The 13,847-nt window shown below is 36.1% G+C and carries 14 protein-coding genes and 1 tRNA gene; 12 read left to right on the top strand and 3 right to left on the bottom strand.

Going from position 1 to position 13,847, the window contains the following annotated elements:
* Window positions 1–183 precede the first annotated feature (183 nt).
* From IJE13_RS05320 to IJE13_RS05310, 3 genes are all read left to right on the top strand, one after another.
* Entirely contained in the window at window positions 184–2,094 is a 1,911-nt protein-coding gene (locus IJE13_RS05320) for an ATP-dependent DNA helicase (protein WP_366514851.1), read from the top strand.
* A gap of 110 nt (window positions 2,095–2,204) precedes the next feature.
* Window positions 2,205–2,900: a SprT family zinc-dependent metalloprotease gene (locus IJE13_RS05315; RefSeq protein ID WP_292777968.1), complete on the top strand. Its 696-nt coding sequence runs from the start codon at window positions 2,205–2,207 to the stop codon at window positions 2,898–2,900.
* Between the two features lie 46 nt (window positions 2,901–2,946).
* On the top strand, window positions 2,947–3,114 hold the full coding sequence (locus IJE13_RS05310) for a hypothetical protein (protein ID WP_292777966.1): 168 nt from the start codon (window positions 2,947–2,949) through the stop codon (window positions 3,112–3,114).
* A 16-nt stretch (window positions 3,115–3,130) separates the two neighbouring features.
* Here the strand turns inward: IJE13_RS05310 and IJE13_RS05305 are convergent.
* A tRNA-Arg gene (locus IJE13_RS05305) sits at window positions 3,131–3,206 on the bottom strand.
* Between the two features lie 262 nt (window positions 3,207–3,468).
* Between IJE13_RS05305 and hisF the strand changes: the two genes are divergently transcribed.
* The 3 genes from hisF (at window position 3,469) to IJE13_RS05290 (ending at window position 6,744) form a co-directional block, all read left to right on the top strand.
* Window positions 3,469–4,302: an imidazole glycerol phosphate synthase subunit HisF gene (hisF, locus tag IJE13_RS05300; RefSeq protein ID WP_292777963.1), complete on the top strand. Its 834-nt coding sequence runs from the start codon at window positions 3,469–3,471 to the stop codon at window positions 4,300–4,302.
* A gap of 55 nt (window positions 4,303–4,357) precedes the next feature.
* A complete protein-coding gene (locus tag IJE13_RS05295; RefSeq protein WP_292777961.1) occupies window positions 4,358–5,428 on the top strand; it encodes a DNA glycosylase in 1,071 nt (356 codons plus the stop codon).
* Window positions 5,429–5,502: 74 nt separating this feature from the next.
* A complete protein-coding gene (locus IJE13_RS05290) occupies window positions 5,503–6,744 on the top strand; it encodes a succinylglutamate desuccinylase/aspartoacylase family protein (protein WP_292777959.1) in 1,242 nt (413 codons plus the stop codon).
* A 53-nt stretch (window positions 6,745–6,797) separates the two neighbouring features.
* Here IJE13_RS05290 and dtd read toward each other — a convergent pair whose 3' ends face one another.
* On the bottom strand, window positions 6,798–7,241 hold the full coding sequence (dtd, locus tag IJE13_RS05285; protein ID WP_292777957.1) for a D-aminoacyl-tRNA deacylase: 444 nt from the start codon (window positions 7,239–7,241) through the stop codon (window positions 6,798–6,800).
* Between the two features lie 631 nt (window positions 7,242–7,872).
* Here dtd and IJE13_RS05280 point away from each other — a divergent pair.
* The 5 genes from IJE13_RS05280 (at window position 7,873) to IJE13_RS05260 (ending at window position 12,719) form a co-directional block, all read left to right on the top strand.
* Complete coding sequence (locus IJE13_RS05280; RefSeq protein ID WP_292777954.1) at window positions 7,873–8,322, top strand: MarR family transcriptional regulator; 450 nt, start codon at window positions 7,873–7,875, stop codon at window positions 8,320–8,322.
* Between the two features lie 51 nt (window positions 8,323–8,373).
* Window positions 8,374–9,765 carry an MFS transporter gene (locus IJE13_RS05275; RefSeq protein WP_292777951.1) on the top strand — a complete coding sequence of 464 codons (1,392 nt, stop codon included), beginning with the start codon at window positions 8,374–8,376 and terminating at the stop codon, window positions 9,763–9,765.
* Window positions 9,766–9,856: 91 nt separating this feature from the next.
* Complete coding sequence (locus IJE13_RS05270; protein ID WP_292777949.1) at window positions 9,857–11,248, top strand: MFS transporter; 1,392 nt, start codon at window positions 9,857–9,859, stop codon at window positions 11,246–11,248.
* 26 nt (window positions 11,249–11,274) lie between these two features.
* Window positions 11,275–11,592 carry a TfoX/Sxy family protein gene (locus IJE13_RS05265; protein WP_292777947.1) on the top strand — a complete coding sequence of 106 codons (318 nt, stop codon included), beginning with the start codon at window positions 11,275–11,277 and terminating at the stop codon, window positions 11,590–11,592.
* Between the two features lie 119 nt (window positions 11,593–11,711).
* Complete coding sequence (locus IJE13_RS05260) at window positions 11,712–12,719, top strand: SLC13 family permease (RefSeq protein WP_292777945.1); 1,008 nt, start codon at window positions 11,712–11,714, stop codon at window positions 12,717–12,719.
* 115 nt (window positions 12,720–12,834) lie between these two features.
* Here the strand turns inward: IJE13_RS05260 and IJE13_RS05255 are convergent, their stop codons facing one another.
* Window positions 12,835–13,530, bottom strand: coding sequence for a TIGR00266 family protein (locus tag IJE13_RS05255; protein WP_292777943.1), 696 nt, complete (start codon window positions 13,528–13,530; stop codon window positions 12,835–12,837).
* A 164-nt stretch (window positions 13,531–13,694) separates the two neighbouring features.
* Between IJE13_RS05255 and IJE13_RS05250 the strand changes: the two genes are divergently transcribed.
* Window positions 13,695–13,829, top strand: a complete 135-nt coding sequence (locus IJE13_RS05250) for a hypothetical protein (RefSeq protein WP_292777941.1) — start codon at window positions 13,695–13,697, stop codon at window positions 13,827–13,829.
* Window positions 13,830–13,847: the final 18 nt, after the last annotated feature.

The raw sequence follows: 13,847 nt of genomic DNA, 5'->3' as shown, positions 1-13,847 counted from the left end.
TAGCTATTTTTTATCATTAAATATTCCATTTAATTATCTATTTTCATTGATTTTTCCATTATGATTATAATATTGCAATTAAAATGGATTTTACAAGTTAATATCAATTTTTTAAAATAAATATTACCTTTCAATCGCTCTTTCTGAAACCTTTTTATATAACTTGTTTATAATATAATTGTAATGTCAGATTCATTATTTTGTCCCAATTGCGGGATGCTAAAGAAAAATTGCGTATGTGGAAAATACGTTGCAGATAGAACTAAAAAACCTTATCAGAAAAAGGAAAAGAAAAATAAGGCTTTTTCCTCTACCAGTAAAAAATCAAAAGGAACTAAAGGTCTTTATCTATATGAAAATCGCAAGCCTGTAACAGTCAGCGAAGACCTTGATTTTCCAAATGCGGAGATTTATGATATTGCAGAGCATGACCTTCCTCAAGAGGTAATCGATAGGCTGAAAGAGGAATATCCTGAAATTCCAGAACAGATAATCGAGAATTTCCCATTCGAACAGCCTAGAGAAGGTCAATTGGAGATCATTGCAGACATAGAGGAAGCCATTTCAAAAGGCTATAAGTATATCATATTGGAAGCAGGTACAGGTACAGGAAAATCCGCTGTCGCTTCCACATTGGCCCGTATGTATGAATCCGCATATATTCTAACAATGACAAAACAGCTTCAGAAGCAGTATGCAGATGAATTTGATTTTCCTCTTGTTAAAGGTAGAGGAAACTTTGACTGCCTGAAGGATGGATTGGAAGTCACCTGTGATATGGGTGCCTGTAAGACAGCGCCAAAGAATTCCAAATTCTTCTGTCCTTATGGAATAAGCAAGAATCCGACACTAACTGGAGACTTGGCTTTCAAGGACTCTTTCGGCAGTGATGTGTTCTTCCAGACCAATGACCACTGCAACTACTGGCAACAGAAGGCAAATGCAATCAATTCACCGATTACATTGATGAATTATGATTACGCAATATTGGAGCTGAATTATGTAAAGCACTTTGGAAAGAGAAGCCTGCTCATTCTTGATGAGGCACACAATATAGAAGATAAGCTGATGAAAACAATGGAAATCAACCTATACAACAGGCAGCTTGAAAAGGACATCAAGAAGGTCATAAGCCCTCAAACTCTTAGAAGTGCTGAAAAAGGCGAATGGATAATGGAAATCGATGCAATCCAAGGCCATTACTCTGACATTGACATAAAGGACCTGCCAACCAACAAGGCTGACAGAATCAACTCAACAATTTCCAAATTGAAATCCCTTAAGACCAATCTGGAAAAGGAGCCAGGTAACTGGGTGATTGATGCTGATGAGAATGGAGTGTCATTCAAGCCCCTTAGGGTAAACCATTATGCTGAAGATTATCTCTTCAAGCATGGAGAGGTTGTGATATTCTTAAGTGCAACCATACTTTCCCATAAGATGTTTTCAAAATGGTTGGGATTGGATCCTAACGAGGTCTATCATATTCAAGTTGACAGTCCGTTTTCCGTTGAAAAAAGGCCTATCGAATTGAATTTGGCTGGAAAGATGTCAAAAAGCAGAGTCAAGCAATCCGCTCCGAAATCAATTGAAATACTTCAGAAGATATTGAAGAGGCATGAAGGGGAAAAGGGATTGATCCATACCCACAGCTATAAGTGCCAACAGTACATCATCAACAATCTATACAGCAACAGGTTGATTGCCCATGGAAACAATAATAGGGAAAGGGTATTGAAGTTCTTTGAAGAGGATGAAAATCCATTGGTTCTTGTTAGCCCATCCATGAGCGAGGGAGTTGATTTGCCTTATGACAAATGCAGATTCCAGGTAATCTATAAGATACCTTTCCCATACCTTGGAGACAAGCAGGTTCATATGAGGATGAAAAAGGATCAGCGCTGGTATGCCTATAAGACTGCCATGACCTTAATGCAGGCTTACGGAAGGGGAATGAGAGCTGAAGACGACTCCTGTGTAACATATATCTTGGATTCTGACATACAGATGCTTCTTAAAAGTCCATTGTACAAGTCATTGATTCCAGAGTTCTTTAAGGAAGCTATTGTAATCAATGATGATAGAATTATTTAACCACCAAGCTTTTTGACCTACGGTCAAAAACCTTGACCAAAAATTTTTTCATATATTTCTAAGGTTGAAAAACCTTGATTAAAAATCTTTCCTCATTTGTGAGTGATAATATGGTAGTAAGAGAAGAAATTGAAATTGGAGGAATTCCTATAATCTTGGAGAGAAAGAATATAAAGAATCTATACCTCCGCATCAAGCCTGATGGCACAGTCAAGGTTTCTTCTCCAATGAGACTATCAGATGATGCCATAAATGAATTTGTCCTATCAAGGGCAGATTGGATAAGGGACACAAGAGCTAAAATGCTTGAAAATCCACCTAAACCTAAAGTGAGATATAAGGATGGGGAAACCCATTATCTCTGGGGAGAGCCATACACGCTTCAACTGATTGGAAATGAAAATGCAAAAAAGGCATTTTATGACAGCAAGGAGCATATAATCTATCTTCCTGTTCCAAAGAGGTCCACTATAAAGCAAAGGGAAAAGATACTCTTTGAGCTTTATAGGGAAGAGATGAACAGGAATTTAAAGTATTTCCTAGATAAGTGCACTTATTTTGTAGGCAAGGAGCCTAAGGAAGTAAAAATCAGAAACATGAAGAATTGGGGAAACTGCAGAAAGGACAAAAGGGTTACCTTAAACTTGAAATTGGCTAAAAAGCCACCGGTTTGCACCGAATATGTTCTGATTCACGAATTGTGCCACTTGATTGAGTTCAATCATGGCCCAAGATTCAAGGTACTTATGGATGGATTCTGTCCCAACTGGAGAGAGATAAAGAAGCTGTTGAATGAAGAGCAGTGATTGTAGAAAAACTTTTAAAAAACAATATTATTTATGGGGTGATATGATGGAAGTATTAGACTATCAATTAATCAAAATAGATAAGACCACTTATGATGCCAGCGTGCTTGCAAGATATGAAAAGCTTGAAGACATATTAGAAGCATGTGAAGAAAAAGGATTGGATATTATATATTACGGTGATGGCAAATTGATTTTAAAATCAGTTGAATAGTTCATTGCCGTAAAAACGGACCTAGGGGGATTTGAACCCCCGACCTTGGGATCCGAAGTCCCACGTCATAATCCTGACTAGACTATAGGCCCAATAGAAAAAAAAACATTTTTTCAAAATTAGTAATATACTAACTATAATTTATTTCTTATCTTTTTTAAAATTTTAGTTTATTTCAATTAATTTTTCTATTTTTTTCAAATTTCAGTCTTTAAAATGAAAAATTTAGTCTTGTTTTTAGTTAAAAATATTAATAAAATAGAATATAAATAGAATTAATTGAAATTATTTAATTATATTATTGAAGTTATTAATGAGTTTTTTATTAATCTTATTTTATCATATGTGATTATCATGCTTACCAAAAGAATTATTCCTTGTTTAGATTGTGACTTGCAGGTTCCAGAAGGAAGAGTGGTGAAGGGAGTAGAATTCAAGCAAATCCGCTATGCCGGGAATCCGGTCGAGCTTGCCACCAAATATTATGAAGACGGAGCGGATGAGATTGTAATCCTGGACATCACCGCTTCCCATGAACGCAGAGGAACCATGGTTGATGTCATAGAAAGACTGACTGAAAACGTATTCATTCCGATATGTGTAGGGGGTGGAATAAGAAAGGTGGAGGATTACACTCGCATGCTTAAGGCAGGAGCGGACAAATGCTCTACAAATACCGCAGCCATTCACAATCCACAGCTTCTCACAGATGCCTCCAAGGTTGTAGGTTCCCAAGCGGTGGTTATTGGAATCGATGCAAAAAGAAGATATGTTGAAGAGGACAGGGAAGCCGCCAAAGGAAAGACCATTGTGGATACTGACCAAGGTGAAGTGTGGTTTGACTGCAGCATCTATGGAGGAAGGGAATTTACAGGCATGGATGCAATTGCCTGGGCTCAGGAATGTCAGGATAGAGGTGCAGGTGAGGTTCTTCTAACATCCATGGATGGAGATGGAACAAAGGACGGCTATGACCTTGTGCTTACAAAGGCAATAAACGACAATGTGGACATTCCAGTCATTGCATCTGGAGGTGTGGGAAATCCGCAGCACATTCTTGAAGCCTTTGAAGTAGCCGATGCTAGCGCAGCTCTTGCAGCAAGCATTTTCCACTTCAATGAATATCCTGTTCCAGTTGTTAAGAAATTCTTAAAAGAGAAAGGAGTTCCAATAAGAGAAACTTTTTAGAATGATTTTTATTAAATTTTATTTTTTCATATATTAGTTTTTATTTTGTGATGACATGGTAAATTTAAAATTCAATTCACTAATCAATCTTAAGCTGACCCAAGAATCAGGTCAAACTTCACAGGCTCCATGGAGGTATAATTCAGTTGGAGATAATGATCAGTTTAGTGAATTGATTTACTTGAATACTCCTTCAATTATTAATGAACTTAGTGATGAAACTATTAATTTAAATAAACTTCCTGTTCTTTTAAAGCTATCACAAGATAAAAATGATTTAAATAGTTTCACTTGTCTATATCAACTACCTAAAAAGGTAGAAAAAAAGGAATTTTCACTAAATATTGACAATTTTTCCAAGCATGAAATCAATATTATCGAAAATGAAATAAAAAATGAATTGACCAAAATCTATAATCTGGACTTTGACTTGGAAAAGTTCTATGATTTTCTATTGTCTGATGAAAAATTAGCTCCTTCTGTAGACTTTTGCAATGGATTGAGATTGTTCATTGCAAAGGATCCATTTGAATGCATCATCTCTTCGATCTGTTCTGCAAACAATTCCATATTAAGATGGACAAAATCAATTGACAAGATAAAATCCAATTGGGGAGAAAAGGTTGAGTTTGATGATGGAATGTTTTATGGATTTCCAAGCCCAAAACAATTCTTGGACTTTTATGAAACCCCAATTGAGGAAGCAGATGAAGACGGACATTGCTATGAGATTGATTGCTATACCCATAACTTGAAGGCATGTGGCGTTGGCTACAGGGCACCTTATATGAAAAAGGCAAGCCAGATTCTGATTGATGATATCAATATCGATGAGATATTCTCAATGGGTTATGAGGAAGCATTTGATTTGATTCTGGGATTGCCTGGTGTGGGCCCAAAGGTAGCGGACTGCATTCTATTGTATGGATTCGGATTTGAAGAGGCATTTCCATCTGATGTCTGGATTAAAAGGATTGTTTCTCATTTGTATTTTGATGGAGAGATTTCTGCAGAGAAGACAAGGGAATTTGGAATAGAGCATTTTGGTGATTATGCAGGATATGCTCAATTATATTTATTCCATTATGCACGAAAGTCTGGATTGATGGATAAGATTAAGAAATAATTTTAATTGAAATTAAGACTAATGATTTTTTAGATAATTGAAAGAAGAAATAATGATTATTGTGGACTGTTATTATGAGAAATAAATTTTTGATATTGGCATTATTGGCAATCAGCTTATTCTTATTGTTGGCTTCAGTTAGCGCTGAAGATATTGTTGCTGATGATTCCAGTACAGATATTGAAGTCCAAACTGGAGAGCAGTCAGTGGACAATTCTGATACAGCCAATGAAAATAATGATGATAACTCTTTGGTTGCCGGTGATGATTCCAATGACAGTACACAATCAGCCACTTCCAATGCTACAAATAATGGATCTGATGCTGACTCTTCTAAAGTTCCTTACAAGTTCACATCCACCAAGAACATAAGTTCAACTTATGGAAAAAAGGCCAAATTCTCTGTTAAGGTGCTTAATAAGGAAGGAAAAGCTATCAATCACACATTAGTAACCTTTAAGGTTGCTGGAAAGACATATAATCGATATACAAATGCAAGTGGAATCAGTTATATCTATCTTAATTTAAATGCCGGAAAATATACAATCAAATACAATGCCACTGGAATTTCCAGCAAAAATATCTATACTGTAAAGAACTATTATAAAATCACTCTTTACAAATGGAAATCCGGAGCCAATGTATTGAAAAATAAAAGGATTAAGGCGAATGTTCCAAATTCAACCCTTGTAAAAAAGATCATTAAATTGGCAAAATCAGGAACTCCTGTAATCAAGTTCAAAGGAGGAAATGGAAAAGTTGTTTTCATTACAGCTGGCGTTCATGGAAATGAGATACCTTCACAAGTTGCTGCCATGAAGCTTATAAAGTATCTTCAAAGCCATCCTATAAATGGTACTGTCTATGTCATGCCATTCATGAATCCTAAGGGCACTGCAGCTAATGTAAGGGATTATAATGGAGTTCACTTAAACAAGAAGGCAAATAAAAAGGGAACCATTTCCTATAAGACAGTTCAACTGATTAAAAAGTTCAAATGCGATGCCTATGGTGATTTCCATGCCACAAGACCTGGGGGAAAGCCTGGAAAAGACTTGGTTTTTGGAAGCTATAAGCCTACTAAAAAAAGTGCAACAATTGCCAAATATATAGCCAAGAATGCAAAGGTGAAATATAAAATATATAAAAAGGCAGGAGTGGAGTATCCTGGCGCTATGGAAGATGAGGTTAATTTAAAGAAGATTCCTGCCGTAACCTGTGAAGTGATCAGTCCTCACGGAAAAATCAAGAAAGGATCAGTTTCAAAATCATTATTGATGATGAAAACACTATTGAAATACAATAAGATAATTTAAAGGTCCAAAATGGCCTTATTTTATTATCATTTTTATTTTTTTAAATTGTTATTCTACTCTTCAAACTCTTTTTCAAGCAGTATTGTCACAGGACCGTTGTTCAATAGGCTCACTTTCATGGATGCGCCAAAGACACCGGTTTCACAAGGAACATCCTCACTGCATTTTTCCACAAAATAGTCAAATAATTTAGTTGCTTCCTCGCCAGCCAATGCCTTATGGAATGATGGTCTGTTCTTTTTGGTTTTTCCATATAATGTGAATTGAGGAACAAGAAGAAGTTTCCCTCCAATGTCCTTTACTGAAAGGTTCATTCTACCCTCTTCATCAGGGAAGATTCTAAGCTTTGTAAGCTTTCTTGCCAAGTATTCAACTTCCTTTTCTGTGTCTGTCTGGCCAAAGCCGACTAAAACCATCAATCCCTCTTCAATCTGGCCTGTGATTTCTCCTTCAACTTCCACACTGGCATTTGTTACCCTTTGAATGACTAATTTCATATTATCTCCAAAAAATTACTATAAATGATATTTGGTAAAAATTATTTTAAAAAAAGCATTAAAACCAAAGTTAAGAATTCCAAAGGAATTCTTAGCAGTGATTTTCCCTAAAAAAATGAGACAATTTTGAAACCGAAAGAATCAAAATTCTCTTATTTCTATTATAGGTTTAATTGTATTTAAATTTTTTTAAAGATGAAGGAAAAAACTTACCAAAGGAAAAATATAAAAAACTTCAATTTTTTTCTTATTTGACAGGCAAATTACATTATTAATCCTTTAGCATCAAGATAACAATCTTGATTACTTCAAGGAATATTCTGAGAACATCTTTTTCCTCTCGTTTCAAGATGATGCCTCCGATTTTTTTAGGGATATTTTTATTTAAGCAATAAAAACCTTCAATATTAATTCATTTTTTCTTATTTATAAATTAAACAGTTTTTAAGACTTTAAAATTGCTTTAACTTTGTAAAATTGTTTTAAACTTGTTATAATATTGTTTTCCTCTCATTTTTTTACAGTTTCAATAGTTTCATTTATAACTGTTTCAAAAGAAACAATTAAATAGGATTACTTACTTATAATTAATCATCTAGAAAATTTTTTAATAATTTGCTATGGTGTAATTATGGAAAGTGAAAGCTTTCAGGGAATAATGGATAGCTCTCCCTTGATTGCATGGATTCATAATCTGTCCAAAAATCATTTCAAGTACCTGAAGTCAAAAATCAGTGAGTTTGACTTGGGCCATGAAGTACGGTATATTATGATGATCTATGACAATCCATGCATCTCCCAGGACGATTTGGTTATAATGTCCGGTCAAAGCAAGGGAAACATTGCCAAGTCATTGAAGAAACTGGAAGATGACGGTTATATCAAAAGGGAAGTCAATCCGGAAAACAGAAGGAAATACATGTTAAGGACCACTTCAAAAGGGGACGAATTGGTTCCTAAGGTCCGACAGATATCCAAGGATTGGGAAAAGGAAGTGGGAATAACAGAAGAGGACAGTGAACTGATTGAAAGATTAAAGGAAATAGCTATCAATGGTATGAGATTGACTGAGGATTTATGATTAGCTATTTAAAGATTTATTTTAATTGATTTTTATTTAATGAGTGATAATATGAAATTTGACAGCGAAACATCTGTAGTGCTGGTATCATTTCTAACATCATTTTTTGCAGTGTTTCTGGCTGCAGGTATAGTTATTGGTGTTCCATCAATTGCAAGCGAGTTTGGAATGAACAATGTCGTTCAGAATTGGATAATCACCATTTCCCTGCTTGTTGTAGCCATATTCACACTTCCTGCAGGACAGTTGTCAGGTAAGTTTGGTGTTAAGAAATCATTGATAATTGGCGTTTTGATTTTCATACTTGGTTCAATAGGGGCCTGTTTGGCCTTTTCCGCTGAATCATTTTTATTCTTTAGAGTAATTCAAGGCATAGGTGGAGCATTTTCAAATGTTGCATCCATGGCTATGGTTGTACAGGCCATCAGGCCTCAAAATAGAGGTCAGGCTTTAGGATTGACAGTAACAGGGGTTTATTTGGCAGGGTCCCTGTCTCCAGTGATTTGTGGATTTTTAGTATATAATTTCGGATGGAGAGCAATGTTCTACTTCACCCTTCCGTTCTTCTTCATCTGCATTGCACTTATGATTCTAAAGATTGAAGGGGAATGGAAAACCTATGAAAACGATAAGATAGATTCCTTAGGCTATCTCATTTATGGTATAGGAATCTTACTCTTCATCTATGGATTTACAAGCTTAATGACAACAATGGGTAAGATCTGTGTGGCAATTGGTTTTATTCTCCTCATTGTCTTCGCATATTATGAAACCAGAGTGAACACCCCTGCATTCAACATGAGATTATTCAAGAATGCGAAGTTTGCCTCTTCCAATGTTGCGGCATTATGCAGCTATCTTGCAGTGGCATCACTTACTACAATATTGAACTATCACTTCCAATATGTAAGGGGATGGAATGCCCAAATGGCGGGCCTTATCCTGATAGTAACTCCTATCATCATGGCGTTCATGGCTCCTAATTCAGGCAAGCTGTCTGATAGGATACATCCTCAGAAATTGGCGGCCATTGGAATGTCCATTGCGACTGTGGCATTGTTCATTTTGATATTCCTGGATGCAAACACTCCAATCTGGCTTATTGTCGTTGCAATGGTCTTGCAGGGTATAGGTATGGGACTCTTCACAAGTCCGAATACAAATGCAATCATGAGTTCCGTTCCTCCAAAGGAGACTCCGAATGCATCTGCAGCCCAGTCTGCAATGAGGACCATCGGTCAGACCATGAGCCTAGGTCTATTGACTCTTGTCTTTGCATGGATCATGGGAAGCTTGAAACTGTCTTCCCAGTATGCAGGAATGGTTGTTCAGGCCTCTCAGATAGTCTGCATAATATGTACAATCATCTGTATAATTGCAATATTCGCCTCACTTGTAGGTGTGAAATCCAAGGATGAGTTCAATACAAAACAGGCAAATTAATCATTTTGTTTCATTTTTTATTTTTTTATTTATTTAAGGAGAGAATTATAATAATTATTTATTGAAAAATTGTTTTAAAAGAGGGATTGTTATGAAATTTGATTTGGAAACAATTGTAGTGGCGGTGTCGTTCATTACATCGTTTTTCGCAGTATTTTTATCAAATGGTATTATTATAGGGGTTCCAGCCATTGCACAGGAGTTTGCAATGAACAATGTCATTCAAAACTGGGTTCCTACAATATTCTTCCTTGTGGTGGCTTTGTTCACAGTTCCTGCAGGGCAGATATCAGGTAAGTTCGGTGTCAAGAAGTCTTTGCTCGGAGGAGTGATCGTTTATCTGATCGCTTCAATAGGTGCTGTGCTTTCATTTTCAACAGAATCATTCATATTCTTCCGTGCACTTCAAGGTGCAGGTGTGGCATTCCTGAATGTGTCTGCAATGGCAATGGTTGTTCATGCGGTCAAGCCTCAAAACAGAGGTAAGGCATTAGGATTTACAGTAACAGGCGTTTACTTGGCGACCTCATTGTCTCCAGTGATTTGCGGATTCCTGGTACACAACTTGGGTTGGAGATCAATGTTCTACTTTGTAATTCCTTTCCTGGTTCTATGTATAGGTCTTATGGTTTGGAAGATCGATGGTGAATGGAAAACCTATGAAAACGATAGGATTGACAAGATCGGATCAATCTTATATGGACTGGGCATTTTGGCTTTCATCTATGGATTTACAACATTGACAACAAGCACTGGTCTCATATTGACCGTTGCAGGGCTTATCGTTCTTGTAATATTCGGAGCTTATGAGCTAAGGCAGAAATCTCCTGTATTCAACATGAACCTATTCAAGAACAAGAAGTTCACCTCCTCAAACATTGCGGCATTATGCAGTTATATTGCAGTTATGGTGGTTACAACAATATTGAATTATCACTTCCAATATGTAAGGGGATGGAATGCCCAAATGGCTGGTATGATCTTGATCATCACACCAATCATCATGGCAATCATGGCTCCAAACTCTGGAAAACTATCTGATAGGATACATCCTCAGAAATTGGCGGCTCTTGGTATGGGAATTGCAACTGTAGCTCTTTTGATTCTCACATTCCTGAATGGAGACACTCCACTTTACCTTGTAGTGATAGCCATGATCCTGCAGGGTATCGGTATGGGACTCTTCTCTTCACCAAACATGAATGCGATTATGAGTTCCGTTCCTCCAAAGGACGCTCCAACAGCTTCCGCTTCACAGGCAACCATGAGGACAATCGGTCAGACCATGAGTTTAGGTCTTTTGACCCTTGTATTCGCATGGGTTATGGGAAACCTGCCTCTTGCTACAAAATATGCGGGAATGGTCGTTCAATCATCCCAAATCATTTGCGGTATCTGTACAGTGGCTTGTATCCTTGCAATATTCGCTTCCTTGGTAGGTGTAAGGTCTAAGGACAAATTCAATACAGACAGGCCAACTTAGATTGGATGGTTTTTAAGAGGATTTAAATGTCTTCAACTAAGGAATATTTGGAATATATATTGGAGCAGCTTTCAGATCTTGATGATATCTCCTATCGTGCAATGATGGGAGAATACATCATCTACTATCGTGGAAAGATTGTAGGAGGCATTTACGATGACCGTTTTCTGGTCAAACCAGTGAAATCTGCCATTGCCATGATGCCTGATGCAGACATGGAATTTCCTTATGAAGGCGCAAAGGAAATGCTCCTAGTCGATGATGTTGATGATAGGGAGTTCCTTGGAGAGTTGTTTGAGGCAATGTATGATGAGCTTCCTGCTCCCAAGAAAAGAAAAAAATAATTTCATATTGGTTTATTGGTAATAACCATTATGAAATTTACTTATTTTTTACTTTATTTTTTCTACTTTTTTTAAATAAATTATTATAACACATTTAATAAAATATTATTATGAATAACTTGACAGATAGAATTTTAAACTTTTTTAAAGAGGAAATAATCTTTTCAATATCTCTCATTTTAGCTATTGTTTCCTGCTTTTTCGTTTTTCCAAATGGAAATTACTTCAATTACATCAATTGGGAAACAATAATTCTGCTTTTTGTCATAATGGTTTTTGTAGAGATTCTGAAAAATCTGTCTGTCTTTGAGATATTGGTTCGCAAGCTATTGGTGAAGGTAAGAAATACCAGAGCTCTTGTCTTGTTTTTAGTCTTTAGTTGTTTTTTCAGTTCAATATTCATTACTAATGATGTTTCATTGATTATCTTTGTGCCATTCAGCATTTTGGCTTTGATGAAGCTTGATAGGATAGACTTAGTTATATTGACAGTCAGCCTGCAGACAATTGCAGCCAACGTGGGATGTATGGTTCTTCCTATTGGGGCTCCTCACAATATTGTTATGTATACTGTATCACACATTCCATTTGTATCATTCTTCTTGCTTCTATTGCCTTATATAATCGTTTCTGTAGTGTTTCTGATTATAGTCTCATTCTTCATTCCAAGCGATGAGGTAAGTTTGCCTAAATTGAGCAAGATTGAGATTGACAGGAATGATTTCCTTAAAAAAGTATTCTGTGGTGTTGACTACTTCTTGCTTTTGACATTCATTGCACTTTTCATACTGATTGGAAATCTGGAGAACATTCCATTTTTCAATATAATGTTCAAGAAGTGGATAGTTGGCAATGAGGTTCTTTGGGGGGTTTTAGCATCTCAAGTCATTTCAAATGTTCCCGCTGCAATACTATTGAGTGGTTTCAGTACAAATTATGAGGCAATTATTGTTGGAATCAATATCGGTGGATTAGGTACACTTATAGCATCTATGGCAAATCTTATTTCATATAAGATACTTGTAAGGCATTTCCATGACTTTAAAATCAGATATTTAGGAGTATTCACAGTCTTGAATGTGATTTTGCTTATAATTCTACTTGGAGTTTATGTTTTTATCAATTGAAAATAAGCCAGTAAAAAGAGAAAATAAGTTAAAAGAGACTATTTTTAATAAAAGTTTTTTAAATTTAAATTAAATAAAAAAAGTAAAAAAAAGTTTATTTGATCAATAAACTTCTTTAGAAGTCAAATCCACTGCCACTGCTTGTTGGCAAGTAAGGAATCATTGCTTCAGCCAATTTGGTGATTGGCATGGTTTGAATCCATATTTTTCCAGGTCCGGTAACTTTTGCAAAGAACAGTCCTTCACCGAACAATATGTTCTTAGCCCCTTTGACTCTTTCAATCTCGAATTCAACGGATTCTTCCATTGCAGCGAGATGTCCAGGGTCCAAGAGCAAGGTTTCACCTGCTTCCAATTCATGCTCAATGACTTCACCATCGATTTCTATGAATGCCATTCCTTCACCGGAGAATTTTTGGAGAATGAATCCTTCTCCACCGAATATTCCAGTTCCTAACTTATTCTTGAAATAGATGTCAAGTTCAACGCTGTCTTCTGCAGCAAGGAATGCATTTTTCTGACCGATGAATGTGTTGGTCCCATCCAACTTGATTGGTAGGATCTTTCCAGGAGTACGTGCTGAAAATCCTATTTGCTGATTATCTGCCTCAGCAGTAAAGAAGTTTAAGAATAAGCTATCTCCAGATAATGCCCTTCCAAGACCTTTCAAAAGGCCTCCGCCAGTATTGGTTTCCATTTTCATTCCAGAAGTCATAAAGGACATTGCGCCGGTTTCATTTTTTATGGTCTCCCCTTCTTGCAATGTGCAAACTACAATAGGGAATGAACCTCCACGTATTTCATATTCCATTATTTCACCTTAATAATATTATTTTTATTTTATTTAGTATTAACTTTAATAATATATATGTAAATTTTTAAATAATAAATCTTATCTTTATAGAGAATTTTTTAGAAATCTTTATAAACTGCAATGCATATAAGATAATCATTCATTAAAGGAGGGTGATAAAAATGGCAAGATGTCCAAGGTGTGGTTCTGAAGCTCTTGAAGAGATCGATTACAACACATACAAATGTCATGAATGCGGGTATATGATTAGAAATCCGGATGATTTGGATTTGGCCGATGAAGAGTATGGCTATTAATTTTATTTTTAAGACAAT

Origin of the sequence: Methanobrevibacter sp., assembly GCF_017410345.1 — an archaeon.
Taxonomy (GTDB): domain Archaea; phylum Methanobacteriota; class Methanobacteria; order Methanobacteriales; family Methanobacteriaceae; genus Methanobrevibacter.
This window is presented reverse-complemented; position numbering and strand designations above follow the sequence as displayed.